The 26,999-nt window shown below is 38.2% G+C and carries 25 protein-coding genes; 9 read left to right on the top strand and 16 right to left on the bottom strand.

Features of this window, described 5'->3' with window-relative positions; genetic code table 11:
* Nucleotides 1–3: 3 nt before the first annotated feature.
* The 4 genes from ABE099_RS00125 to ABE099_RS00110 form a co-directional block, all read right to left on the bottom strand.
* Nucleotides 4–567, bottom strand: a complete 564-nt coding sequence (locus tag ABE099_RS00125) for a DNA-3-methyladenine glycosylase I (protein ID WP_430026461.1) — start codon at nt 565–567, stop codon at nt 4–6.
* A gap of 109 nt (nt 568–676) precedes the next feature.
* Nucleotides 677–1,462 carry a GNAT family N-acetyltransferase gene (locus ABE099_RS00120; protein ID WP_430026459.1) on the bottom strand — a complete coding sequence of 262 codons (786 nt, stop codon included), beginning with the start codon at nt 1,460–1,462 and terminating at the stop codon, nt 677–679.
* 46 nt (nt 1,463–1,508) lie between these two features.
* On the bottom strand, nt 1,509–1,979 hold the full coding sequence (locus ABE099_RS00115; RefSeq protein ID WP_430026457.1) for a hypothetical protein: 471 nt from the start codon (nt 1,977–1,979) through the stop codon (nt 1,509–1,511).
* Nucleotides 1,980–1,995: 16 nt separating this feature from the next.
* On the bottom strand, nt 1,996–2,799 hold the full coding sequence (locus tag ABE099_RS00110) for a hypothetical protein (protein WP_430026455.1): 804 nt from the start codon (nt 2,797–2,799) through the stop codon (nt 1,996–1,998).
* Nucleotides 2,800–2,991: 192 nt separating this feature from the next.
* On the opposite strand from ABE099_RS00110, the gene ABE099_RS00105 reads away from it, so the two are divergent.
* Nucleotides 2,992–3,948 carry an ABC transporter substrate-binding protein gene (locus ABE099_RS00105; RefSeq protein ID WP_430026453.1) on the top strand — a complete coding sequence of 319 codons (957 nt, stop codon included), beginning with the start codon at nt 2,992–2,994 and terminating at the stop codon, nt 3,946–3,948.
* A 105-nt stretch (nt 3,949–4,053) separates the two neighbouring features.
* Here the strand turns inward: ABE099_RS00105 and ABE099_RS00100 are convergent, their stop codons facing one another.
* On the bottom strand, nt 4,054–4,755 hold the full coding sequence (locus ABE099_RS00100) for a DUF4274 domain-containing protein (protein WP_430026451.1): 702 nt from the start codon (nt 4,753–4,755) through the stop codon (nt 4,054–4,056).
* A gap of 161 nt (nt 4,756–4,916) precedes the next feature.
* Here ABE099_RS00100 and ABE099_RS00095 point away from each other — a divergent pair, with 161 nt between their 5' ends.
* Both ABE099_RS00095 and ABE099_RS00090 read left to right on the top strand, forming a co-directional pair.
* A complete protein-coding gene (locus ABE099_RS00095; RefSeq protein ID WP_430026449.1) occupies nt 4,917–6,026 on the top strand; it encodes a suppressor of fused domain protein in 1,110 nt (369 codons plus the stop codon).
* A 260-nt stretch (nt 6,027–6,286) separates the two neighbouring features.
* Nucleotides 6,287–6,760 (top strand): hypothetical protein, encoded by a 474-nt coding sequence (locus ABE099_RS00090; RefSeq protein WP_430026447.1) that lies wholly within the window; start codon nt 6,287–6,289, stop codon nt 6,758–6,760.
* Between the two features lie 236 nt (nt 6,761–6,996).
* Here ABE099_RS00090 and ABE099_RS00085 read toward each other — a convergent pair whose 3' ends face one another.
* Nucleotides 6,997–7,557, bottom strand: coding sequence for a UbiX family flavin prenyltransferase (locus ABE099_RS00085; RefSeq protein WP_430026445.1), 561 nt, complete (start codon nt 7,555–7,557; stop codon nt 6,997–6,999).
* Nucleotides 7,554–8,792, bottom strand: a complete 1,239-nt coding sequence (locus ABE099_RS00080) for an aminopeptidase (protein ID WP_430026443.1) — start codon at nt 8,790–8,792, stop codon at nt 7,554–7,556. Before ABE099_RS00080 ends, ABE099_RS00085 begins: the two co-directional genes overlap by 4 nt.
* Nucleotides 8,793–8,940: 148 nt before the next feature.
* Here ABE099_RS00080 and ABE099_RS00075 point away from each other — a divergent pair, with 148 nt between their 5' ends.
* Nucleotides 8,941–9,531, top strand: a complete 591-nt coding sequence (locus ABE099_RS00075) for a TetR/AcrR family transcriptional regulator (RefSeq protein WP_430026441.1) — start codon at nt 8,941–8,943, stop codon at nt 9,529–9,531.
* A gap of 43 nt (nt 9,532–9,574) precedes the next feature.
* Nucleotides 9,575–10,123, top strand: coding sequence for a hypothetical protein (locus ABE099_RS00070; RefSeq protein WP_430026440.1), 549 nt, complete (start codon nt 9,575–9,577; stop codon nt 10,121–10,123).
* A gap of 114 nt (nt 10,124–10,237) precedes the next feature.
* On the opposite strand, the gene ABE099_RS00065 is transcribed toward ABE099_RS00070, so the two are convergent.
* Both ABE099_RS00065 and ABE099_RS00060 read right to left on the bottom strand, forming a co-directional pair.
* Nucleotides 10,238–11,296, bottom strand: a complete 1,059-nt coding sequence (locus ABE099_RS00065; RefSeq protein ID WP_430026438.1) for an ABC transporter ATP-binding protein — start codon at nt 11,294–11,296, stop codon at nt 10,238–10,240.
* Nucleotides 11,297–11,423: 127 nt separating this feature from the next.
* Nucleotides 11,424–12,713: an XRE family transcriptional regulator gene (locus tag ABE099_RS00060; protein ID WP_430026436.1), complete on the bottom strand. Its 1,290-nt coding sequence runs from the start codon at nt 12,711–12,713 to the stop codon at nt 11,424–11,426.
* Nucleotides 12,714–12,999: 286 nt separating this feature from the next.
* Between ABE099_RS00060 and ABE099_RS00055 the strand changes: the two genes are divergently transcribed.
* From ABE099_RS00055 to ABE099_RS00045, 3 genes are all read left to right on the top strand, one after another.
* Nucleotides 13,000–13,335: an ArsR/SmtB family transcription factor gene (locus ABE099_RS00055; protein ID WP_430026435.1), complete on the top strand. Its 336-nt coding sequence runs from the start codon at nt 13,000–13,002 to the stop codon at nt 13,333–13,335.
* A 151-nt stretch (nt 13,336–13,486) separates the two neighbouring features.
* Nucleotides 13,487–15,250, top strand: a complete 1,764-nt coding sequence (locus ABE099_RS00050) for a SulP family inorganic anion transporter (protein WP_430026433.1) — start codon at nt 13,487–13,489, stop codon at nt 15,248–15,250.
* Between the two features lie 359 nt (nt 15,251–15,609).
* On the top strand, nt 15,610–15,867 hold the full coding sequence (locus ABE099_RS00045) for a GlsB/YeaQ/YmgE family stress response membrane protein (RefSeq protein WP_430026431.1): 258 nt from the start codon (nt 15,610–15,612) through the stop codon (nt 15,865–15,867).
* A 57-nt stretch (nt 15,868–15,924) separates the two neighbouring features.
* Here the strand turns inward: ABE099_RS00045 and ABE099_RS00040 are convergent, their stop codons facing one another.
* The 6 genes from ABE099_RS00040 to ABE099_RS00015 all read right to left on the bottom strand — a co-directional run bounded on the left by ABE099_RS00040 (nt 15,925) and on the right by ABE099_RS00015 (nt 24,031).
* The gene (locus ABE099_RS00040; protein ID WP_430026430.1) at nt 15,925–17,529 is read right to left on the bottom strand and encodes a response regulator; all 1,605 of its coding nucleotides are present in this window, start codon (nt 17,527–17,529) and stop codon (nt 15,925–15,927) included.
* A 28-nt stretch (nt 17,530–17,557) separates the two neighbouring features.
* Nucleotides 17,558–18,907 carry an ABC transporter substrate-binding protein gene (locus ABE099_RS00035; protein ID WP_430026428.1) on the bottom strand — a complete coding sequence of 450 codons (1,350 nt, stop codon included), beginning with the start codon at nt 18,905–18,907 and terminating at the stop codon, nt 17,558–17,560.
* 13 nt (nt 18,908–18,920) lie between these two features.
* Nucleotides 18,921–20,642, bottom strand: coding sequence for a sensor histidine kinase (locus ABE099_RS00030; protein WP_430026427.1), 1,722 nt, complete (start codon nt 20,640–20,642; stop codon nt 18,921–18,923).
* 99 nt (nt 20,643–20,741) lie between these two features.
* Complete coding sequence (locus ABE099_RS00025; RefSeq protein WP_430026425.1) at nt 20,742–21,617, bottom strand: carbohydrate ABC transporter permease; 876 nt, start codon at nt 21,615–21,617, stop codon at nt 20,742–20,744.
* Nucleotides 21,617–22,573: a carbohydrate ABC transporter permease gene (locus ABE099_RS00020; RefSeq protein ID WP_430026423.1), complete on the bottom strand. Its 957-nt coding sequence runs from the start codon at nt 22,571–22,573 to the stop codon at nt 21,617–21,619. The genes ABE099_RS00025 and ABE099_RS00020 overlap by 1 nt, the downstream gene beginning before the upstream one ends.
* Nucleotides 22,574–22,702: 129 nt before the next feature.
* Nucleotides 22,703–24,031 (bottom strand): ABC transporter substrate-binding protein, encoded by a 1,329-nt coding sequence (locus tag ABE099_RS00015; protein ID WP_430026422.1) that lies wholly within the window; start codon nt 24,029–24,031, stop codon nt 22,703–22,705.
* A gap of 399 nt (nt 24,032–24,430) precedes the next feature.
* On the opposite strand from ABE099_RS00015, the gene ABE099_RS00010 reads away from it, so the two are divergent.
* Nucleotides 24,431–24,697 (top strand): RidA family protein, encoded by a 267-nt coding sequence (locus ABE099_RS00010; protein WP_430026803.1) that lies wholly within the window; start codon nt 24,431–24,433, stop codon nt 24,695–24,697.
* A 389-nt stretch (nt 24,698–25,086) separates the two neighbouring features.
* Here the strand turns inward: ABE099_RS00010 and ABE099_RS00005 are convergent, their stop codons facing one another.
* Nucleotides 25,087–26,730 carry a formate--tetrahydrofolate ligase gene (locus tag ABE099_RS00005; RefSeq protein ID WP_430026421.1) on the bottom strand — a complete coding sequence of 548 codons (1,644 nt, stop codon included), beginning with the start codon at nt 26,728–26,730 and terminating at the stop codon, nt 25,087–25,089.
* Between the last annotated feature and the right edge of the window lie 269 nt (nt 26,731–26,999).

Genomic DNA, 26,999 nt, shown 5'->3' with positions numbered 1-26,999 from the left:
CGATCACCGATGATAACATACACAGCTAGTAATATGATCGTTGACCATCCCAATGGATTGCATAAGTGCATAAATTGTAGTTGATCCCACAAATTTAAAGCCAAGCTTTTTCAAATCCTTACTAATTTTATCTGACAAAGGTGTGCTTGCTGGAACCTGCTCAATGCTTGTCCACGCATTCACAAGCGGTTTATGATCTACAAATGACCATAAATAATGATCTAATGAGCCATATTTGTCACGCAGCTTGAAATACGCCTTGGCATTGCTAATTACAGCCTTAACCTTGAGCTTATTTTTTATTATCCCATCATTTTGCAGTAACGCTTCCACTTTATCCTCATCATAATGTATGAGCAGGTCTGGATCAAAGTTATCAAAGGCTTCACACAAAGTGTCCATTTTTTTCAAAATTGTAAACCAGCTAAGTCCCGCCTGCTTGCCCTCTAAAATGATCATTTTAAATAGCTGCTTATCATCATGTACAGGAATTCCCCAATGCTCATCATGATAGTTTTGTTCAAGCTCACTTTTAGTGGCCCAGTCACACCGAGTAACCTCTGTCAATTTAATCTCTCCTTATTTCAATTTAGCTCTCTGTCATCCTCTTTATTCTAGAGTCGTTTGATAGTTTAAAGTATCTATCTATTAGTTAAAATTTATTAGTTATAATCTATTAGATCCCATCTATCGTATTCATCTCAGCAACAAACTCATTGCTTTTAGCTGTCATCTCAATCCAAGCAGGTCTAAAACCACTTGTGATCGCATTGCGTACCGATTTAATATTTGACCATGCCGCACAATAAAAAGGAACCTTCCCGCGTTCTAATATTTCAATGGCTAAACGACTCGTTAATGCAGATGCAATGCCTTGTCTACGATAGTCAGGGTCTACATCCACCCCAATCTGCCACATCGTATCACAGTCTGCTGAGCATGCAGCTAACCCAATCAACTTTTCACCGTCATAGGCACCCACACCTAACATATCTAAATGCTTACGTTTTTCACATAATGCATTACTCCACTGATCTAAATACAAATCAGTAAAATGCTCTGGAAGTAAAACCTTCAGTTCATACTTACTAGGCGTTGGAGTTGCGTGAAGAGCTTGTAGATCAGGTAAAAAATACTCCGCCATATGGCAAATTCGCATATTTCGCTTTTGAAGCTCGTCATTAAGGATGTGCATATTAGGTGTCTCAAAGCAATGATAGTCTTTATACTTATCTAAGTAAGCCTGTACAACCTCTTTGATCTCTGTATTTACCGATGCAACGATATTATTACCATAAGATACTAGATTACAATAAAATGGTAGCTCTAAATATTTTCTAGCCTCTGCATTTTTAGCAGATTCTACAATCACATTATCACTACGTGTAAAATCTAGTTCGTTACAATTTGCATCAATCGCAGATTGAGTCATAGCAATTTTTAAAATTTCTTGGTTTGTCATGTTTGTTAGTTTCCCCATATCTATTATATTTCCCCTCTCTCCCACACTATAACTTTAAAGCCTTACGATGCTCTATATGAATGCCAATATGTCCAATCCCCAAGAGAATCACAGCAAACAGTAACCATACTACTTGACCATAAATACCTAATAAAAAAAAGGCAATGATAGGTAGTGTCGCCCCTACAACAGGGATACCAGCATAGGAGCTATAAAAGTCGGCTAATGTTTTGCTGCTTCTAAAATAACGAATCCACCACAATTCGTACATCAGCATAAAAATGACGGCGGCGACAAGCCAGATCGTCCAGAGCGACCACCCTTGCACATTAAAATCCGAAAAAATCAGGACAATCGTACTCACTAAAGCTTGACCTATACGCTCTAGCCACACAAGGACTTTATTTTCATCTAATGTGGGTTTGGATGTAGATTTATCAGTTGCATAAACTATATTTGGGATAAATAGCATAAGCAGAAATAAAAGCCCGATATATGAAAAACCAAAGTGCCCCAATACTTAGCCTCCCTACCTATAAATAAGCCCCAAAATAAAACTCAACCTTTTGTTTATCATAACGATCTATTCCAAGCCATGAATCTACAGATACAAAATCTGTTCCTCTACCACGTTCAGGCCCAAGTCGCTCCTCTGAAGCTAATATACCTGCAAATCCCCATACCTCCATAAGCACATCACGCTCATTTTGATTTGAAGGCAATACATCCTTCCAGCGTTTCTCTAACTTACGTGCAGTATCCTTCTCCGCACAGGCCTCTACCTCTGCCAATAAATTTTTGAGAATCTGAATATCAGCAGGAGTCACTTCTACGGGTTCTTCCTTTGCCAACAGCTCTAAATCCATCCAGCAATACAGTAGCCAGTTCAAGCGAACGCCACCCCATTTTACACGCTCAAAGTTTAGTATATTAATATCCTCATTCACCCATACGTCTTTCGACATCAGCTTGGCATCGTTACAATAAAAGCAATGACTATAGTTAGCACGCTCCAGCCACTTATCATCGTAATTGTGTTGGATTAATGAGGCTGTTAATTCGTAACTAGATAAGCTGCTCCGCAGATATACCTTTCTAGTGGATAAACTATGCAAAAAGGCTGAGGCTACCTTTTCCTTTGTAATTTCGTGTTCAAGCAAATACCGGATTCTCGTTACACATTCATCATGGGTCATCGTAACAGGATCGAACATAACTCCCTTACTTTTAGCATATTCGAAATCTTCCCCTTGAAAAGGTGATGAATTCCCTCTAGGCTTCCATCCTTGCGCAGACCAAAACGTGGTTTGTAGTATCTTTTTAGCTTTTGCGTCCATCTTAACCTCCGATTATATTAAAATTTTTGTTATTTACATTGAGAATGATTATCATTATAATAAGTTAGACGATATGCTTGGTTACCTCAATTGGCAAAACTTTCTATGAATCTACTATAGCTAATAATCAAACATCTTATCAACTTAAATTCAAGTTTTAACACTCATTATAGAGAAAAAGGAGCATTGTTCATGTCTAAACTTTTTAAAGGCAAGCTGTTTATAATTTCTGTAGTCTGCATCATGGTATTAGCTGCTTGTTCACCAAGCACTTCATCAAACACTTCATCAAACAAAGAAAACTCGACGGAAGCTACCAACCAAGAAAGAGTAATTAAAACTGTGATGGGCGATGTTAAAATTCCTGCTCACCCTAAAAGAGTGGTGGTTCAATATTTGATGGGTGATTTATACGCAATGGGCATTACGCCACTAGCTGTATCACAGGTGAACAAGGAAGCCGCATTTAAAACACTTTCCGCCAACTCCATTGATTTAGGTTTCCACACAGAGTGGGGTCAAGAGACGGTATTAGCTCAAGATCCTGACCTCATTATTATTATTGAAAAAGAAAAGTATGATATGTATTCTCAGATTGCGCCTACGATATACATTCCTTATGACAATGATATGACGATGGAGAATCGTCTAACCTTGTTAGCTGACATCTTTAATGAGCCACAAAAGGCTAAGGATGTGATCAGCAACTTTAATCAAAATATTGAACAGGCGAAAGCGAAACTAAAAGCAGCTGGCTTATATGATAAAACAATAACCATTATGGGTGGTGCTAAAACACCGTATGTTTCTGGGAAGAAATATTCAATCGGTGCTTTGTTATATACAACATTGGGTCTTAATCCACCACCAGCTGTGCAAAAGGATGTTATAGACAAGGACAAATATTGGGGAGACATCTCCATGGAAGTTATTGATAAATATAGTGGAGATTACATCGTTTATTTAGAGGAAAGTGATCAGGAGATTGCTACTCAGCTAAGTGGCGACGCGATCTGGAACAACTTAGAGGCAGTAAAAAACAACAAAATTGCTAGAATTAACAGTAAAATGGCTTGGTATGCAGACGTTTATACGGTTAATGCTGTGCTTGATTCCCTCGTAGATCAGCTTGTGAAACTAGCTAAATAACGAGTTCACTTTATTCAAAGTTACACTATATTCAGCTAGAGTAATGGTTGAGTTATTATGATATATAGGACGGACTAAAGACTGATCTCTATCTAACAATAGAGGTCAGTTTTCTGTTAATTTTCCCTTTAACATTACTGCTAGCTGTCGGTATCGAGTTCCATCGTAGGCAGCATTAACTGCGTCCTCATCCATTTCAAGCCACATATCCCCGTCTACTAGCTTGTACATATCATGTAAAGTCACCTCCATACAAGCAGGGTTAGTTGCCACTAGCTCCATTGGGGTGGGGTCATCATCCCAGTTAAATTCGTTCACAAAGGCATGTAAAATTTCAGGACTATTTATAGTTTTCACTTTGTCACAAATCGTAGTTAGATTTTCTTCATATAATAGCTCGTCCACAATCTCCTGTTCTTGTGGCGTTAGCTTAGATCTCACCGATCCCTTTGTGGCAAGTAGCATATCTGCAATCGTTTGATTGTTTTCTTTAGCATAATACCAAGCCGTTGCGGTGATCCCTTTGGGCGAATCAAGCTGAACACCATGCTCTAATAGCAGCGAGATGGCTTCCTTTTGCTTAAATTTTATCGCCTTTTTTAATACACTATCCCCCAGCCTATCCTCCGCTTCCAAATCTGCTCCCTGCTCAATAAGAAATGCAATCGTTTCAAGCGGCATACGGTAGGTTAAACACAACATAAGTGGTGTTCTACCCGCTTCATCCCGTTCGTTTATATCAAGTATTTTCACAGCTTCATATACTTGATTTACATCTTTTGTCTTACATATTGATAACCAATCCATATTAAAAACCACCTTTGGGCGTATTCATATATAATATATTTAATACTAATATATTTTATAGCGGGAATTCCATAGGAACATTAGCTTATCCTTGTATCATTTAGAGCCATTAAAATAAACGAGGAATTAAGTGTGTCAACTTCAAAAAGGGAGAGATTAAAATGACAGACAAACATGATGAAAATGACAATATTAACGCAAATCATGACTTAGGCCAGGAAGAAGTGCAAGCCCCCGGTTGGGATGCAATAGATGAAGCCGTATATCACTTATATGGTGATCAACAACCTAAGCATTATGGAACGATGATCCCCTATATGCTTGGTGGTGAAGACCCTTTAGATGGGATCAGTGTGTTTGAAGCCAGCGCTCCTTTTCCACATTGGCATTTTGTTACGTATGGCTTCTCAGAATTATATGAAAAGGAATCCAGTAATCTTGAATATAGCGGCTATGGCTTCGAGCTTACGTTTCGTTTACGAAAAAATAGTGATGAAGCAGAACCGCCTGCATGGGCATTAAACTTGTTGCAAAATATGGGGCGTTATGTGTTTAATAGTGGAAATATTTTTCGTTCTGGCGACTATTTAAATGCCAATGGACCTATTTGTTTAGGCTCTGATACAGAGCTTAAAGCGTTAGCTTATATTAGCGATCCTCAATTACCTCCAATGGAAACGCCAAATGGGCAAGTTGAGTTTATTCAGATGGTCGGGATAACCATAGAGGAGTTTGAAGCGATGCATCTTTGGTCAGGAACTGCGCTTCTACAAGCCTGTGAGGAGTACATGCCTTTATGGGTTACGGATTTGGACCGCTCTTCATTGATTTCTATTCCAGCAGTTAGCCAAGCTGTAGAGCAAGGTATATTGTCGGATGGATCAAGTACTGGTTATTTATTTATCGAGAAGCTTTCATGGAATTCTGCTGTAAATCATGCGCCTAGCTCTCCAGCGATGCTTACGATTGGAGCGAATCAAGCGATTATTTTAGGAAAAATGCTCCAAGGCCGTATTTTAAAGGGACGAAATCTCACCTTGTCTAACAAAGACCATTCAATTGTTTTAGAACCAGGTGAACAACCACAAGTTATCGAAGAAAATGACTTTGTTCGCATTATATTAAATCATGAATTAGTAAATGAGTTGCTTCCTAAACTACAACCTATCGCAAATCAATTTACAGTACCTCAATTAAATGGGCTTTTATTTAATATCGAACTTTCTTACATTAAAGACCAGGACGGGAATGTAATTGAAACGATTGGGTAACTTATATAGTCGTCGTGGTTGGTGGCATCACCAATAAAGTATGAAGAAGGAGAAAAACTACGCCAATGTCCAAACGAGGAAAAAAGGTTCTAATCATCTTGTTAACGCTTGGTTTCATAACCTCTCTAGGTACAAATGTATTTTTGTATAACGCAAATTCATACAATAGAAACTCAGCAGATTACCTAAAAAATCAATTCAATTCAATGTTATCTCAGTATGAAAAAGGCATTATATCGACTTCAGAAGAAATTATATCCTTGATAGAATCTGGGATAGATCAAAAAAAGCTTAGCCGCAACGACCTATTACTCTTATACAAAGTCTATGCTGACTTAGATGAATACCAGCGAACCTATGCCTATTATGTACAAAACTATAACTCACCTGATGGCAAAAAAGTATTCCCGTTAGACACAAATGAATCCATTATCCTTAACTATGCACCTGGTCTTATCTACTTCAATTCAAGTATTGCTATGATTGGGCAACTAAGCATGCAAAACAGTTCTCATTCTGAAGTCGTTATTACTAACGAATTAGAAAAACGTTTAAAGCTCGCAATTGAAATCCTTAAGCTTAATAAAGCCGTTTATGAGAAATACATTACTCAAGACTTCGACTCATGGTCAGATGAGGCAGTGTTACCTCGTTTAAAATTACAACAGGAGCTACTACAATTATCTACAAAACTAACTGAGCTTGATGTAGAGCTATCCAAATTAAATAATTAAATTGTAAAAACGATTAAGGCTCTATTTAGAAATTAGTACTTGACGTAGAAGTCTGTTAGCTACGATCCAGAGCGTTCTTGCGATTGTGTTAAAATCATATTCCTTTTTATTAGAGTCTATTAATGAATGGAACTTGATTTTAAGAGACACTCTTCAGAATCGCTCTGTCTCTCCGCTAGCTTGGGTTAGCGGTCAAGCACTAATTTCAAGATTGAGCCTATAATTAAACTTCTAATTTACACCCCACTCCAACGCTTATCATGTCGGATATGAATGCCAAATTGATCTAACACCTTCATCACCTGATGGGTAACAAGGTCATCAATGCTTTGAGGCGAGTTATAAAACGATGGCATTGGAGGTACAATGCTAACCCCTAGCTTGGCTAGCTTTAACATATTCTCTAAATGAATCGCATTAAGTGGTGTTTCTCTAGGACATAAAACTAACTTGCGTCCTTCCTTCAGCATCACATCTGCAGTACGTGAAATCAAAGAATCAGAATACCCATGTGTGATTGCAGCCAACGTCTTCATACTACACGGCATAATAATCATACCGTCATTAAGAAATGAGCCGCTGGAAACCGAAGCACCTAGATTAGCATTGTCATACAATACATCTGCCAAGCCTTCTAAATAATCTAGCTTGTACATCGTTTCAACCTCTAGATTTGTTTTAGCCCAATTGCTAATAATGACATGTGTCGTAACATCAGGTTGTGCTTTAAGCACCTCTAATAGTTTAACGGCATAAATCGTGCCCGTTGCTCCTGCAATACCTACAACGATATTCATAGTCTTACCCAGTTCCCTTGACGGAATACAGGTTCAATTGTTCCATCTGGCAATTCACCGTCAATATTTAATTGGGCAGAGCCAACCATGAAATCCACATGTGTAAGGCTAACATTCACGCCACGCTCAAGTAATTCCTCTTCGGTTAGCTTAGTTCCGCCTTCGATATTAACAGGGTACGCACTTCCTAATGCAAAATGACAGGAGGCATTTTCATCAATGCCTGTATTGTAGAACACACGATTCATTCTTGAAATTGGAGAATCATGAGGCACTAATGCTACCTCGCCTAAATGGGATGCCCCTTCATCTGTTGCTAATAACGCTGTGAGATGCTCACGTCCAGATTTTGCATCGTATTCTACAACCTTGCCATCCTTAAATGTAAATGTAATCCCTTCTACAAGACAGCCATTCAAATTTAGTGGCATCGTACTCGTTACAGTTCCGTTCACACCTGTACGAAGTGGCATCGTATAAATTTCTTCTGTTGGCATATTCGCAACGAAATAATGACCTGCACCATTATGATCGCCCCCACCTAACCATAGGTAGCCTTCTGGCAGTTCAACATGTAAATCTGTGCCAGGTGCAGTATAATGTAAGCTCTTATAACGCTTGTCATTCATAAACTGCTGACTCTGCTTTAAGTAAGCAATATGCTCCTGCCAAGCCTCTACAGGGTCGCCTTCACCTACACGGTTCATTTGGAATACGGCTTTCCACATCGCATCAAGCTGCTTGTCCTCAGGGACGTCTGCGAAAACCTTTTTAGCCCAAGCCTTCGTTGGTGCTTTAATTAAAGACCAGCTAATAATATTGTTTCTCGTATATGGCTGGAATTTTTGACGTGCAATAGCCGCTGCCTTCACTGATCTTGATACTCTTGTTGGATCAATCCCTGCAAATAACTCCGGATCAGGCACTTTTATATGTAATAAGGCTCCGCCCGCTTCTGCCAACTGCTCCATTTTATCGGCTTGCCATTTCGGATAATATTCAAACGTGTCTTCAGCCGCCTTCTCATAACGAAGCTTCGTAATCTGCTCATCAATCCAATCGACCTCAACAAATTTTGCCCCTGCTTCATATGCCTTTGCCACGATCAGACGCGTGAATTCAAATGTTTCAATTGGTGCCTGCACAAGTAATAGCTGTCCTGGCTGAATATTTACACCAACCTTAACGACCAACTGTGCATATTTATCTAATAAAATATCAAAATTATTGCTCACTTTTTCTCCTCCTCTAAAGCCCTATGCTTCTATTGTAGCTTAAAATCAAATAAACACGAAATTTGGTTACCGCTCTATTAGGCTTATCATTAGCCCGTTTTTATTTTAGCACATTGTATTAAATAAGAAAAACGAGTATACTTTAGCTATGCCTAAAATTGTAGATCATGAAAAACAACGTCAACTTGTCGCTGATGCTGCTATACGATTAATCAAAAAAGGAGGATTAGAACACGCCACTGTGCGGAATATTGCGGTTGAAGCTGGATTATCGGTGGGCTCAATGCGCCATTACTTTTCCACACAAGTAGATTTGTTTACTTTTTGCATGAACATATTTATTGGGCGTGTGCAAGAGCGAGTTGGGAATATGCAGCTTGGGAATGATCCCTTTACGGGATTACAGGCTATATTAATAGAGTTTTTACCCTTTGATGAGGATCGAAAAATGGAGATGGAGGTTTGGCTTTCTTTTACTGCAAAAACATTAGTACATCCGGAATTACAAGCCGTTAGTGAGCAAATGTATGAGGGCATTCGGGGTGTGGTCAAATTTGTGTTAGAACAGCTAGTCGCCTATAAGCTAGCAAAACCTAACTTAAACCTAAACTTAGAGACCTATAAACTAAGTGCTTTAATGGATGGGCTGGCTGTTCACTTAATTACTCAACCCGAGCACGTTACCCATTCCATGGCTGAACAAATCATAAATGAGCATTTACACAGCCTATGTATATAAGTTTGTAATTAAAGAATCTTAACATCAACGAAGGGGGCAAAAGATGCTAGCAATTATTATCGCATGTGAAATTTTATTTTGGGTATTTGTTTTAGCTGGATTAGTCTGTCGATATTTGTTACGTATGCCAAAGCTAGGAGCGCTCTTACTATTTTGTACACCAATCATTGATATTGTCCTATTAGTAACAACCAGTCTGCACTTAAAAAATGGGGCTACAGCGGATTTTGTACATGGACTTGCCGCTATTTATATCGGTGTATCTATCGCTTTTGGTCACTCTATGATCAAATGGGCAGATGTACGTTTTGCACATCGTTTCGCCGGTGGACCAGCCCCGGTTAAGAAGCCAAAGTTTGGAGCCGCCCATGCACGTCATCTAAGAATAGGCTGGCTACAGCATTTATTAGCATGGGTCATTGGTTGCTTATGCCTCTACGGCGTAATTTGGTACGTAGGTGCGCCTGAACGAACAGAGCCATTAAAGCAATTTTTTCAAACTTGGACGATGATACTTGGTATCGATTTTCTTATCAGCTTTAGCTACACGTTATGGCCTCGTAAGGAAGGATCTGGCTCTCAAAGTGGATAAAAATAACCCGAGCTATTTACGACATTCTACACAGGACTCAGTCCTTTAGAGTATCGTAAATCAGTTCGGGTTTTTTATTACTAACTTTATTATGTTTGCATCACAATAACAAAATTAAGATTGCACTAATACTGGCTCAGCATAAGCATTTGCCAATTGGCGAATTTTCTTCTTCACTACCTCAGGTGGTTCTACCTTAGGTGCAGATGGATGAAGCAACCATGATTTCACAAAATGAGTATCAGAAACTTGATACAATGGCGGCTCCTTCTCACGATCAATATTCATTGCATATTCACTACGTAATGCAAAGGCATCTCCTTTAGGAGGATGAATTAAATCCGGTGGTGTACCAGGAATTGCCGTTAACATATCATCATGTCCTTCCAAGCTAGGCATAGATGCTAATAAGCCCCAAGTATAAGGATGACGTGGATCGTAGAAAATTTCCTCTGACGTTCCGATTTCGACAATTTGACCTGCATACATTACAGCTACACGATCTGCGATATTTGCCACTACACCAAGATCATGTGTAATGAAAATAATCGAGGTTTCTATTTTTTGCTGTAAATCCTTCATTAAATCTAAAATTTGAGCTTGGATTGTAACGTCTAGTGCTGTTGTAGGCTCGTCCGCAATTAACAGCTTCGGATTAGCAGCAAGTGCCATTGCAATCACGACACGTTGACGCATCCCTCCACTAAATTCATGTGGATATTGATCTACACGACGCTTAGGATCAGGAATCCCTACAAGTCCTAGCAGCTCAATTGCACGTAAATAAGCGGCATTTTTATTCATGTTCTCGTGGGTAACTAACACTTCCATGATTTGTTTGCCTACCTTCATCGTTGGGTTCAACGATGTCATCGGGTCTTGGAAGATCATACCGATTTCCTTACCGCGAATTTTACGCATTTGATTTTCGTTTTTACTAATAATTTCCTGACCATTAAAAATGATTTGACCACGTTTATATTGACCATGCGGCTTAGGTATAAGCTTCATTATCGCTTGAGAAGTCACACTTTTACCAGATCCGGATTCACCAACAATCGCTAGTGTCTCCCCTTTATCTACGTGAAAGCTGACACCACGAATAGCTTGAACCTCACCGCCATGTGTTTTAAATGATATCGCCAAATCCTTTACTTCTAACAAATGTGTCATATTCCACCTCCAAACTCATGATACTAAATCATCATACATACTAATATATCATTAAATACGTCTAGATTTCCATCCTCTTATCATAGTTCATACAATAATAATATTTGCTACTTTTCCATAAAATTGTCTAGCGTGCTTCACTAGTTCTAACTAAGCCTAACAATTTGCGATAATAAAACGCAGCATCCTTATATTTTCGATTTTCCTCCGATACGATTGCAAGTAACTCATACAACTGCTCTAGCCGTAATCTTTGTTCTGATTGTTCAAAATAAGGTAAGCATTCCAGACTATATTTAAGAAAAGACTCAGAATCCCCTTGCGATAAAGCAAATTGAGAACAATAGAAAAGCTTTGCCATCGCTTGATCTTGATTTAATGTCTCTCCATTTAACCTGTATAACACTGCCCCTAGTTCTCCCCAGTTTTTTTCAATATAAGCAAGCTCACCACGATAAATTAATAAGGTAGACTTCATTGCCTGCTGAATAACAGCAGATCTACTAGCAAGCCACGCCTCATAATCGTCAATTTCCGCCAACGCCTGTTCATTTTGTCCCAGCATCGTTAACATTACAATTCGATTATTAAAAATGATACTTTGCAATTCTTCTGTCTCTTTTGCATTATGAAGATGATGTTCTGCTTTTGTTAATGCCATTAACGCATCTTGATACATTCCTGTCGCAAAGCAATTTCCACTATGGGCAATATAGAGAGAAGATAATCGATCCTCACGATTATTCTCAGCATTATGCTGCAATAACTGTTCAAATATATGATAGGCTTGCTCATGTTGGGTATTATGCACACTTCCCTCTAATTGTAAGCTACGGATCATATACCAAACATCACTTCCTATCACAAGCTGCGGCTCCAATTTACTTGCACAACGTAATAGCTCACCGTATTCATTTTGTGCCCGATGATTATATATTTTATAAAATAAGAATGCCTTTTTTAAAGGAAACGGCAGCTTAAGTTCATTTTTGTAAATATATTTATGCAAATAGAAATCTAAATAATGCTCATGAATATACTGATATGCCGCCACATCGCCAACCTGCTGGTAATAAACGGCTTTCATTAGTGCAACGGTGAGTTCCACTATTAAGGCATCATGATGATCATCAAACAAAATAATGTTTTGCTCTGCTTGCTCTTTGAAAGGTTTTGAAAACTCCATAAATATATACTCTGCTTGCTGTATTGCTTCTTGATCTTGCTTAGATGCATTTGTAATATATGAAGGCTTCACACCAAGACGATGAGCCACCGCTGCCCCAAGATCATTTTGTAACGGATAGCGGTCTGCTAAAATGTTGGCAAAATGCGTTCCTGTAACAAGTCCCTCTACCAGTTGCTTACGTGTTATGTTTTTTTTCTTACATAGAAACTCAATGCGTTCTTTGAGCATCCCTCTTCCCCCACACACACTAGATTCTTTGTTTATCATACAAAAATATAACGTTGTCGCGAATTCACCCAGACGTATGATGTTTGCACTAATCGGCTAAAGACAAGTCCTTAGGTGGACGAGCCTCCTACTTTATAGATTGCAAAGAACCGTCTCTGTTTGAGCCCAAACAAAAACTAATTTATAGAAATCGTTCATCAAGTTGTAATAAAAATCACGTTTGCAATGCCTTTGTTGTGCTATATTATGAATATTCAAAGATTTGAATATATGGAGATTAAAAAATATGAATCAGAACCAAACAATTCAGCAATTTAAAGCTGATTTTTTCAAAGCATTATCTCATCCGATGAGAATCCGTATTCTTGAGGTGTTAAGTGAAGGCGAGCAAAATGTGAATGAGCTTCAGGCCATTTTAGGCTCAGAGGGTTCTGCAGTATCTCAGCAGCTTGCTGTTCTTCGTGCTAAAAATTTAGTTAACAGCGTGAAGGAGGGAACTACAGTTGTTTATTCTCTTCGTGATCCACTCATTAAGGATTTGTTAGATGTAGCGAAGCAAATTTTTAACAATCACTTAATTGAGTCGATTTCACTACTGGAAGGGATCAACAAGGAAAATTAGTTTATTTTCAATGTAAAGTATGTTTATTTGTTTACCTATCTCCCCGTCACTGTGCGGGGAATCTTTGTGTGCATTGCTTAGACATGATATCTGCATTGCACACACATTACAGTAGAACTTCACTATGATCAGAAAAGAAGGTTTTCGAAGAATGAATTGGCGCGGTCGTTATCTAAACTATAATGCGGGTAAATTTCGTAAAGATTTAATTTCAGGATGTATTGTTGGGATCATTGCAATTCCACTTGGTATGGCATTCTCCATCGCATCTGGGGTAAAGCCTGAATATGGCTTATATACCACCATCATTGCAGGGATTCTGATCTCACTATTAGGCGGGTCAAAGTTTCAAATTGGTGGGCCAACAGGTGCATTTATTCCAATCTTGCTAGCAATCGTCTTGCAATATGGGTACGAAAATTTATTAATTGCTGGCTTTTTAGCAGGGATCATTTTGGTGCTAATGGGTGTATTTCGGCTAGGTGCCTTAATTAGATACATTCCACGTCCCGTTACGATTGGATTTACAGCAGGGATTGCGGTTACTATTTTTAGTGGTCAAATTGGCAATTTTTTAGGGCTACGCGGCCTAGAACGACATGAATATTTTTATTACAACATGGCTGAAATTGTAAAACGCATCTCTTCCATAAACGTATACAGCATCATTACAGCAGGTATATGCTTAGCGGCATTATTAATCACCCCTAAATATTTACCAAAGGTTCCAGCGTCACTCGTAGGCATCCTGCTATCAACAGCCGCTAGCATTTGGTTATTCCCTGGTAAAGTCACTACTATCGGTTCATCCTATGGCGCTATTCCAGGTGGCTTACCACAACTTCACAGCCTTGATCTCAGCTTATCTAATATATCCTCAATGCTCCAGCCGGCTTTAATTATTGCCATGTTAGGCGGGATTGAATCGCTATTATCTGCCGTTGTTGCAGATGGCATGACGAATAGTAGACATAATAGTAACCGAGAATTAATTGGGCAAGGTGTTGCCAATATCGTTGCTCCTTTATTTGGTGGTATTCCTGCCACAGGTGCCATCGCAAGAACAGCAACCAACATTAAAAACGGTGCGGTTTCCCCCATCTCAGGTATTATCCATGGCGTCGTTGTTTTGCTTATTGTCGTTTTATTTGCGCCTTATGCCTCGAATATTCCATTAGCGAGCATGGCTCCAATTTTGATGATGGTCGCTTGGAATATGAGTGAGCGTAAATCGTTTGCTGCGATGTACAAAACACGCAGTGGTGATACAATTATTTTGTTAGTTACCTTCCTGCTGACTGTATTTACAACTTTAACGACTGCGGTTGAGGTAGGGTTAATATTAGCTGTCATTTTATTTGTAAAACGAATGAGCGAGGCACTTAAAATTAATCAGGTATTACCTGACCACTCCAGATTGCATGATAAAGTAGAAGCACATGTAGTAACTGAAGATCATAATTGCCCGCAGATCGGTATTTTTAATGTGGAAGGTCCATTATTTTTTGGGGCATCAGGCCCTTTTGAAGATTCACACCTACATTCTGCTGGACACAAAATTATTATTATTAGAATGGGCAAAGTACCCTTTATGGATACGACTGGCGAGGCCAATTTTGCAAGCCTGGTTAAAAAACTTCAAGCTAGTGGCATCAAGCTTGCCCTTACAGATATACAGCCTCAGCCTTTAGCTTTATTACAACGGACGGGCTGCTATAATTTGATTGGTGCAGAGCAATTTTATAAGCATACTAGTGATGCCTTAGCCTATGCTTTAAGTCAGATTAAAAGAAAAACGTGTCTGGGTTGTGAGCATTTTGCTTTTAGGGAATGTAAGGCTCTTAGCTCAACTCAAGATGCAGATCATAAGGTTCCACTACGGGGCGCAGGTGCTGAGGTCGTTACTCCATCTTAATCTTAATCCTAATTTTGGCTCAATATAATAATCAGAACTTGACAATGTTTGGAGTAGGAGGCTACGTAGCGGCTTTTCCACCATCTCTCTGCTCCTCCGCTTAGTAAGCCTATTGTCAAGTTCCGATTTTTAAGGTGAGCCTTGATCTTCACAGAAAATAGTATAAATAAGAAACCTGTCTTGCGGATCCGCTGAATTATGAGCAAAGACAAGGTTTCTTATTTATTTTAAGGTTAGATTCACTGCTATACATAACTTAACAAGAAAATGCCAAAACTAATCCATAATATACACATAATAAACGTTAAAACAAACTGTACAAATTATATAAAACAGCTAATAAAAAGGAGTTTTTAACTATGTTTTTATTATGGTCGTTATTAATTGGCGGGAGTATCGGGTGGTTTGCAGGGATCATCGTAGGTAGAGATATTCCGGGTGGGGTTATAGGTAATGTGGCGGCAGGTTTTGTTGGTGCTTGGATTGGTAATTTATTTTTAGGAAGCTGGGGGCCTGTGCTAGGTACACTATATATTTTCCCAACGCTGTTAGGCGCAATCATATTAGTGCTTATCGTTAGCCTAATTATGAGTTCATTGTTACGTAGTCGCTCTTAAAATAACAATCACTAAAAAAGAAGCTACCGAGGGATTATTATGAAAATAATCCCTCTCCTACGTTACGGACGCACCTTCCTCGCGAAATTCTGACGGGGTCATACCCGTAATTTTTTTAAATACTTGCGTAAAATATCGTGGGTCCTGATAACCAACCAGTGGTGCAACCTGATACACCTTGACATTGCTATTTTTCAAAATGTATTTTGCCTTATCCATTCTAATCTTAGTTAAATATTCTAGGAAAGTATAACCTGAAACCTGCTTAAATAACATACAGAAGTGACTAATACTTAGATCGATAAGCTCTGCCACCTCTTCCATGCTTAGATCCTTATGATAATTGTTATGAATATAATCTTGAGCTTTTGCGATCACAGTTTCAACATTTTCTTTATTGTGATTGGTTAACCCTTCATTGATCCATTTGCTAAAGTTTGTTTTTAGCACCTGAATCATTTCGACCAACGTTCCTTGTGATTGTAGCTCCTGAAGAAGCCCCTCTAATGACCATTCCAACAACAAATTTAGTTGTTCAAATTGACGATAGATCACTACCGTTAAACGAACAATAATACCTTCAGCCATAACTTTTGATAAAGCTTGTTTTTCAATATAGGCTTGGAAATCATTTAGCAACGCTAACATTACTTTTTCGTTTAATGTACGAATTGCTTCCAATATATCATTTTCTAATTTTTTAGGATATTTCACTTCAGCCTGCTGTAGCTCTGCCTCTTGATGCGCAGCTTGATCTATTAAAACAGCTTCAGTACCAAGGTAAAAACGCTTATACAACGCCTTTGTTGCACTAGCATAAGCATGACTAAGCTGATTTATTCCACTTACATTCAAACTAAAACCAATGGAGCATTGGAGCTTCGTATTGGCTTTGATCTGTTGAATGATATCTGCACCTAATGCTTCTTTCTGCTTGTGAAGAGAACCACGGAACAACAAAATCCATTCTCCTGTATGGAAAGGGAACACCGTTAATCCATCATGCGTTATCGACCACTCTTCAAGAATGTTACGAATAGCAAATAGCCATAAACGTTTTTCCTCCATTGCCCATTCGTCATTTAACTTCAAATAATGGTCCAATTGCACCACAGCCATAAAATATTCTTGTTCAAGCTCACTATTTTCAAGCCAAGCTAGCTGCTGAAGTGGAGGAGCTCCACCCTCAATAAATTCAGCAATCATCCGCTCCTTAGCAAGCATAGACAACACATTCACAGAATGAAGCAAATGATCATTTTCAATTTGCTTCTCTAAATTAACTTTCGCACGTTTAATCATTTCTATCAATTCTTCATGATCAATTGGCTTTAGCAAATAATCAAAAGCACCTTCACGTAATGCTTCTCTCGCATATTCAAACTCACCATAACCACTTATAAAAATAAACAGCCGTTTAGGATTATCAGATAATACCCGCTTCATTAAAGTGATCCCATCAATCCCAGGCATACGAATATCACTAATAATCATATGTGGGGATAGCTCATTAACCATCGCTAGCGCCTGCTCTCCATTTCTTGCTTCACCAACGATCGAAATATTAAGCTCTTCCCATGGAATGGCTACCTTCAAGCTTCTCAAAATTATAGGTTCATCATCAACAAGAATGACACGAAAAGGTTGGTCTAATTGGTTCATCTTTCCTCCCCCAATGCTATCTATTGTATTACGGAAGAGCATTTTCTCGTTGCTTCCAATAATCCAGCGATGAAGATTGAAGTGCGGCTAGCGCCTGCTCTGCATTCATCTTGCCCTCAAACATTTCTTCAATCACTTTCAAAAAGGACTTTTTCACCTCAGGCGATAACACGTTATCATAAGGTACAAACGTACCCTCACTATGCTCCATCACATTCATGACCTGCATAAAAATAGATCCGGTTTTTGTTGAATCAAATGGAATTTTTACCGCGGGAATACGTAATCCTGCATACACAATTTGACTTTGTACCTTGGTGCTAAAAAAGGATTGAAGCAACTTTAACGCAGCTTCCTTTTGCCCTTCCTCTAACGTAGAGGATACACCAATACCAATCGTATATCCCCCAGCCATCGATCTTGGACTATCACGCTTTAGTGCTGGAAACGGAATGACACCTACCTTTTCACGAAAGCTAACGTCAACATTTTCATCTTGAAATAAGTTAATATCCCAATTCCCATTCAAATACATTGCAGCTTGCCCTGATGTAAATGTCTCTATAGCTTGCTCCGTTGATAAAGTATTTGCCGAGGAGCTAAAGGCGCCTTCCGCGATCCAGTGCTCTAATTGCTTAAAAGCAAGTAAATATTGATCATTTAAATAACTGATATGACCCTGCTGAACAATTTGTTCAAACACTTTAGGTCCTGCGTAGCGATCCATTAAATAATGCGCAAAAATTGCAGCAGGCCAACGATCTACATTGCCTAGAGCAAATGGAGTATAGCCATTTTTCTTCAAGGTTACAATCGCCTCATTCAGCTCCTCGATCGTAACTGGCTCTTTAATCCCCAGCGATTTAAAAATGGTGCGATTATAATATAAAGGCTCGGCGTTCCCTTCGATGGGTAATCCGTATATTCGCTCATTAAACGTCCATAACTGCAAATCCTGAAAGGAATTAGACCAGCCATTGTTATGGACAAAGTCAGTTAAATCCATTAACCGATTGCTACGAGCATAAGGTTCAATTTCAGCTCCACCAAACAATACAAACATATCTGGAGGTGTGCCAGTCACCATTTCACTTTTTAACTTTTGTTCACGATGAACCGTCTGATCCATACCTTCAAAGCTGACCTTCACATTCGGATTGTCCTTTTGAAATTGTTCAATAATACGTTCAAATATTGCTAAGATCGGTTTATCATGCTCCTTGGTCCAAAAGTGGCGAAAGGTTAGCGTAATTTTCTCATCCTGTACTTCCTCCACCATATCAGAGCTTTTTGGTATCACTAACAGCAATAAAGCGCCTACAACCCCAACTATAATGAGTACTAAAATACCCCAGCCCCAATTCCTTAACCATCTCATCGTCTCTCCCCCTTCATGGAAGTATTTTGGGTATTCGAATTGAAATCGTTGACCCAAAACCAGGGGAAGAACAAATCATAATGCCATAATATCCTCCGAATTGAAGATGTAAGCGTTCATGCACATTTTTTAAGCCTACCCCATTTTCACGATACTTTTTTAAACTGCCATCATTTTTCTCCCATAAAAGATCTAACGTAATTGGATCAAAGCCAGGTCCATTGTCTATGACGTGAATAAAAATATCATTAGATGCTTCTCTCGCAACGATCGCAATTGAACCTTTTTGCTCCATCGGTTCGATGGCATGATACAATGCATTTTCCACAATAGGCTGTACAATTAACTTCTGCGTCATAAAATATTTCAGTGAATCAGGTATATCAATTTCATATGAAAATTTATCTTCAAAGCGATATTTTTGAATATCCAAATAATGGCGAACATGCTCAAGTTCCATAGTTAATGGGATTAATTCTTGATTTTCACTAATACTTATACGTAGCAGCTTTCCTAGTGAAATGACCATTTTGCTAATGTCTCTATTTCCATGTATAACGGCTAAAGAATTAATCGATTCTAAAGAATTGTAAATAAAATGAGGATTAATTTGCGCCACCAATGCACGTAGCTCTACTTCCTTCTTACGGGCTTGCTCTGTCTGCACCTGTTGAATTAGTTCATTGATTTGTGAGCTCATTAAGTTGAACCCGTCAATTAACATGTCTGTTTCATCGTCAGCTCTACGCTTTGATTTAATAGGGACAAAAATCCCTTGCTGTACTCGCTTCATTCCATTTACAGCACTAATAATACTTTGTACCATTCTTCTTATGAAAAAGCGATCAAATAAAAATGCAGCGATCAATGATACGATTAACAATATTGCTGCAATATTTCGAATCGAAACGGACTCGGATGTAATGAGTTGCTTGGGTGTGATTGCTACTAAATACCATCCTTTGTTATGTGACGGCAAATACGTAATTAAAGATTTTTCACCTAAATAGCTATCTGTATAATAGCCTTTACGATTGGTATAGTTTTCTCTTAAAAATGGAAAATTGCTTTGCTCCCCAATGTGTTTTCCAGATTTATCAAAAACAATGTTACCTTCTTTATTTACTAATAAAATATCACCTTGCTTAAGTGTTGCTGCTTCCCAAAATACCTGCTCCAAAATATCGGGTTTAATGTAAATGACAGCGATCCCAATATTCTCTAAAGAATAATAATCTTTAATCACTCTAGCCTGAATCAGAACTGGTTTCCCCGCCAAAGATGAACCATTTTCCCCAGGGCCTATCCAGATTGGACGTCCCTCTGCTGCCTTCACTCTTTGAAACCAGCTCTGTGTGCTTAATTCTTTAAATGTCATTGCATCATTATATTGATATAGCAAACGATCATTTGAATAAATGCTAAATGACGTAATCATGGGATGATTGATAAGATTGTTAATTTCCTGTTTTGTTTCATACGTAACCATAAAATTTGTTTGCTTCAGTACCCGCTGAATAACAGGCTGTGTAATTGCAGAATTTGAAATGGCTGTTAGTTCATTTAAAGCATATTTCAACTTGCGGTCGCTATCCATTAAAGAGATCCAATAAAAGTTGTTGGACCTTTTCTCCATCGCATTTGAAAAGCTGTAATAGGACACTGTCCCCATTAAAATTACAGGTATAAACACAAGAAGAATAATAGCAAGCAAGATTTTTCGCCGGAGTTTCAAGCGTTAATACCCCTCCCTCCACAATCCATCCTCTAAGCTTATTATTCTTCATTTGTTTAAGAAATCCTTGCCTATTTCCAGAGGACTTCCATGTATTTTTTAGCTCTTAATTGCACCACTCGTTAAGCCTGCAATGATCCAACGGCTAAACAATAGGAATACGATCAATAACGGCAAGGTTGCGGTAAAGGTCGCGGACATAATCATACCAAGATCAAGTCCATCCTTATTAGTGAACAATTGCTGCAATGCTAACTGGATCGTGTAATGTTCCTTATTTTTTAATACAACTAATGGCCAAAAGAAATCATTCCATACGTTCATGAAATTTAAAATTCCTAATGTCGCCATCGCCGGCGTCACAACAGGGATTGCGATATTCCAAAAAATACGGAAATGCCCTCCGCCATCAATCCGTCCTGCTTCGATTAATTCAGTATGAACTGCGGATGAAATATATTGTCTCATCCAGAATATACCAAATGCATTAACCATTGCAGGTACAATTAGTGCTTTATAAGTATCTATCCATTGTAGCTTTGCCATAATAACATATAGTGGCAATACGCTTAATTGTGCAGGTACAAGCATTGTTGCAATAACAAATACAAACAATACCTTTTTTAAAGGGAATTCATATTTGGCAAATGCGTAACCTGCTAATGTACAAAAGAATACAACAGATAATGTAACGGCTGTAGCTACAATAAGTGAGTTCCCTAATGCAGTAAAGAAATCTGTTCGATCTAATACACGCTGAAAGTTATTGAAAAATTCTCCACCGGGCTTCAATAGTGGCGGAACATGAAATGCACCTGTTTTATCATTTGTAGCAACAACAAACATCCAATAAAAAGGGAATACGGACAATAGCCCGCCTAGGACCATGAACACCCAAAAAAAGACTTTTCCCACCACAGGCACATCATCTGGTTTCCGACGACGCGTTTTTTCTACATTTGCTACTGCATTCATCAGTTGTTCCCTCCTGATTCTCCGCCCATACGGCTTGAAATAAACATATTAAGAACAGAGAAAATTATGGTTGCAAATAGTAGTAGAACCGCAGATGCCGCAGCTGTACCAAAAAATCCATTACTAAATGCTTCATTATACAAGTACGTTACCATCGTAACCCCTTCTTGACGTGTCGCCCCAGTTCCTGATTGTCCAAGGAATACATATGGTTCAGTAAATAATTGCAATGCCCCGATTGTTGAAACTAACGTTACGAATAAAATAAACGGTCGTAATAGTGGGAATGTAATATAAATCATTTGCTGCCATCTGCTTGCCCCGTCAATTTTAGCAGCCTCATATAAATCAGTTGGAATACTTTGCAGACCAGATAAAAAGATAATTGCGTTGTACCCCATCCAACGCCACATTACCATTGTAGAAATCGCAATTTTAACGCCCCACCACCCCGAGTTGAAGGCGACATTTTCTAGTCCCATCGTGTTCAAAATCCAGTTAATCATTCCGTTGTTCCCGAACATCGTACTAAATACTAATGTAACGGCAACGATAGACGTAATATTTGGCATAAAATAAATAATTCTAAACGTTTTTTTGAAGCGATTTAACGCTGAGTGCAACATAATTGCAACAAACAAGGCAATGATTAATTGTGGCAAGGTCCCCATCACTGCCATAATTAACGTATTACCAAATGAAATCCAGAAGGTTGGATCATCAATAACAAAGGAATAGTTCTTTAACCCAACATACTTCATCGGGTTTAATGCATCCCATTTAAAAAATGATAAGTATATAGTAAATACGATTGGATATAGTCCAAAAATTGAAAATAAAATAAAAAATGGTGAGATAAAAAAATATGCCGTCAGTCGACTTTTTCTCGTTTCATTTAAAAAAGGGCGCTTATTTTTAACCGGGTCCCCTAAGCCTGCGGCAACTGGTTCAGCCATTGATGCATGCACCTCCAAACAAGTAATAAAAAGAACTTTTAAGTTACATTCAATAAACTTAACAACCTCAAATTCACAAGAAGAGCGTACCTTCTTGCGAATTTGAGGAATACATCTTTCTCAATTTAACTAGCTACGTTCCGCTAACTTTTTAGCTTGGTCAATAGCATTGTTCCATTCTGCAGTTGGGTCAGCTTTTTTCTCTAGCACGTTTTTAAGCGCATTTTTAAAGAATGTATCTGTTTGGTCATGTAATGGACCATAATATACTGGTTTTACACGAACCGCAGATTTAGAGTATTCTTTTGCAATCGCTTGACCGCCAAAGAAATCGTCGCCTTTCAAGAATGCAGGATCTTCATATAATGCTGGAATTGAAGGGAATAAGCCACTTTGTTCAAACGATTTTAATTGATTATCTTTATTGTCTAACCAAGCAATAAACTCATAAGCTTCTTTTGGATGTTTTCCTTCCTTCGGTAATGTTAAGAAAGAACCTCCCCAGTTCCCTGCACCTTCAGGAAGCTGAGCAATTTTCCATTTACCTGCTGTATCTTTAGCATTTCTAATCGTTCCTGCCATCCAAGCTGGTCCAAGCATAACGCCAAATTCACCATCGTTAATTGCTTTGTTCCATTCTGGAGACCACAGCTGATAGTTTGCAATCCAGCCTTCTTGGATACCTTTAACTGTGAAGTCGTATGCTCTCTTGATTTGAGGATTTGTATCACCAATAAATGCACCATCTGCTTTATTGAAATAAATTTGATCTGGAGATTGGTCACGTAATCCGTTAAATACTAAATCTGTTAAATCCGCAAACGGCTTACCTGTTTTTTCTTTGAATGTTTTAGCTACTTGAGCAAATTTATCCCAAGTATCAATTGCTGCTGAAAATTGGTCTGGATCAGAAGGTAATCCAGCCTTTTCTATCAAATCCGCACGATAGTAGGCTACTGTTGGACCAATGTCTGTAGGCAGACCTAATTGGAAGGTACCATCTACAGAAGTGGCTTGCTTCCATTTCCAATCTAAATAGTTACTTTCAATGTCTTTTGCGCCGTAGTCATACAAGTTGTAGAACTTATCTTGTGCACTAATAAAACGCTCCATGAATGCGATTTCAAGCATAAAAATATCAGGAGCACCTGAGCCAGCAGATAATGCTGTAGTCAAGTTGTTGTGATGTGCAGTTTGGTCAGAAGTATTTTGGAACTTGAATGTAACATTTGGATGAAGACTTGTGTATTCCTTTGCAAGCTCCTCATAATTTGTAGTTCCTAATGACCAAAATGTAAGCTCAACCTTTTCATCCTTTGGCGTTCCTGTGTTTGTTGAAGCACTGTTTTCAGGCTTCTTTGGATCATTACTTGATTTACTATTCCCTCCACATGCTGCTAGTGAAGCTACCATCAGTACTGCAATTAACAATACTGCCCATGATTTTGCATGTTTCATTTACTTTCTAACCCCTTTCTATCACGTTTATGTTTTCTTTATCAGTCTAAAAGAAATACTTATAAATTTTGAGGGGACAATAATGCGAAATACAGTTTGAATTTTTATTCCAATTTTTATTCCTAAATATATAGACTTGTAATAGACTTCTGATTAACTTTTTAATAATTGAATTATTTAATAGTTTATGTTAACCTAAAAAAGAACATATGTTCCTATTTATTTTTAAATTAGTAACGCTTAATACTGTACAGTGTGTTGTATTAGAGTAATTTAAGGAGGAAATGTATGAGTAATGGTAATAGTAATATTAATAGATTAGATATTAATGAGGATTGGGCTCATTCTGGTGTTGTTGAGGCTGGAGGTTTTGCATTTTTAAGTTAATGTGCTGGAAATATAGGTCAGCCAATTGAAGCTCAAATTAATGGCGCATTTGATCATCTAGAGAAGAGATTAAAATTAATAGAATTAAATTTAGAAGCTGTTGTTAAAATTGATTGTTTATTTAGAGATATTTGGGATATTCCTTTGTTGGAAAAGGTGCTTAAAGAAAGGTTTAATCATAAATACCCTGCTCGAAAATCAATCCAAACTGAATTTGCACATCGTGGCGGTCAAGAGGGACTTTTATTTCAGCTTGACGCAATTGCCTTTAAAGGTTAATAAGTTAGTTAAAATTCAAAAAAAGAGAACCTCTTACCATACAACGGCAGAAAGATGTTCTCTTTAACTATGATTCTTACTTCACTTTTAACTTTTAACTTTTGATTTAAATTATTCTTTATTAATTTGGCTCAATCTTAAAATTGGTAATTGACAATAAGCTAACGAAGCGAAGGAGCAGGGAGATGATGGAGAAGCGAACGCGCCAGCCTTTAAGGTCACAATTTCATCCATTCAACACACGTTATAAAGAAAATGGGTCCTTAACAGCGGTTGAAGCCACTCCCTGCTACGTAGCCTCTTACTTTATAGATTGTCAAGAACCGATTTCTGTGTTGAGCCTAATTTTGTTAATAAGATTAATTACATAAGCAGATGAAATATTTATACTATAATAAGCCTTGAATTTCCCCATTATCATCCAAATATATTCGCTCCGCTGCTGGTGTCTTGGGCAATCCTGGCATCGTCATTACTGTTCCCGTATACACTACAATAAACTTAGCACCTGCTGAGACGGAGATACCATTTACTTGTACTGTAAATCCTGCTGGGGCACCAAGCAGCTTAGGCTGATCTGAAAAGGAATACGGGGTTTTCGCCATACAAACAGGCATGTTTCCATATCCTAATTGTTCGGCATCCTTGATTTGTTTGATTGCTTTTGCCGAAAACTGTACATCTTTACCACGATAAATATCGGTTACAATTTTCTCGATTTTTTGTTGAATACTTAATTCTAGATCGTAAAGCGGGTGGAACTGAGTTACAGTTGTAACTTCAGCTTCAGTAATTGTTTCAACCACTGCATTTGCTAAAGCAACTCCACCTTGGCCCCCATCAGCCCATACATTGGAGACTTCCGCGTGGATTCCTAATTCATTACAATATTGTACTAGAAAATTGATTTCTTCTTTGGAATCAGTAGAAAAGTGATTAATAGCTACAACGACAGGTACTCCAAACTTTGCAATATTTTCAATATGTCTTTTCATATTAGCCAAACCACTTTGAAGTGCCTCTAAATTAGGCAACTCTAGTTCAGTTTTAGCAACTCCACCATTATATTTTAGTGCCTTTAACGTTACAACAAGTACAGCGGCAGATGGGGTTAAGCCAGACTGCCTACATTTAATATCAAAAAACTTCTCTGCACCTAAATCAGCACCAAATCCTGCCTCAGTCACGACATAATCTGCAAGTTTAAGCGCGATTTTTGTTCCGAGCACACTACTACAGCCATGCGCTATATTTGCAAAGGGGCCACCATGGACAATAACAGGTGTTCCTTCGATCGTTTGCACTAAGTTAGGCTTAATGGCATCCTTAAGTAACACTAACATCGCATCCACAGCCCCAATCTGAGCTGCTGTCACAATTTCATTACTGAAGTTATAACCAATCCAAATACGACCTAATCGATCCTTTAAATCTTCCAAGCTCTCACTAAGACATAAAATAGCCATAATTTCAGATGCCGTCGTGATCATAAATCCAGATTCATGTGTTGAACCATTGTTATCGCCTAAGCCAATTACAATTTGCCGTAGACTACGATCATTCATATCTAATACACGTTTCCACATAATACGCTTTGGATCTATACTTAAGGTGTTACCATGGAAAATATGATTATCAATCATAGCTGAGAGCAGATTATGAGCAGAGGAGATAGCATGAATATCACCAGTAAAATGTAAGTTAATATCCTCAGATGGCTCAATTCTTGCTTTATTATCGCCTGTCGCTCCACCCTTCATTCCAAAGCAAGGCCCCATTGACGGCTCACGTAGCGCAGCAATCGTACGTTTCCCTATTACATTTAATGCCTGTGATAAACCAATTGTAGTTAAGGTTTTCCCTTCACCAGCTGGCGTGGGATTCATCGCTGTGACAAGAATAAGCTTACCATTAGGCTGTGACGCATAATCATCCAATATGGATAAATTAATTTTACTTTTGTAAGAACCGTATAGCTCTAATTCTCCCTGAGGTATTCCAAATTGTTGTGCAACATCAATAATTGGCTTCATTCCTGTTCCCCTTCCAGATAAAACATTCTCTGTCGTAGTTAAATCTAAACATTATTAATAAAAATAGGATTTACAATAAGATTAACCATTAGCATAACGTAATTGTACATGAAACCTTGATTCGTGAATATGTCATTTTGCGCATTAACCTAAAAACTATGTATGAATATGCAATTAACACTAAATCAAATACTAAATCAAATACTACATCAAATAATTTAAAATACAAAAAAACCACCACCGGATCATCGGCAGTGGTTCTTGTGCTT

Source organism: Paenibacillus turicensis (genome assembly GCF_050461185.1).
GTDB classification, from domain to species: Bacteria; Bacillota; Bacilli; order Paenibacillales; family Paenibacillaceae; genus Fontibacillus; species Fontibacillus turicensis_A.
This window is presented reverse-complemented; position numbering and strand designations above follow the sequence as displayed.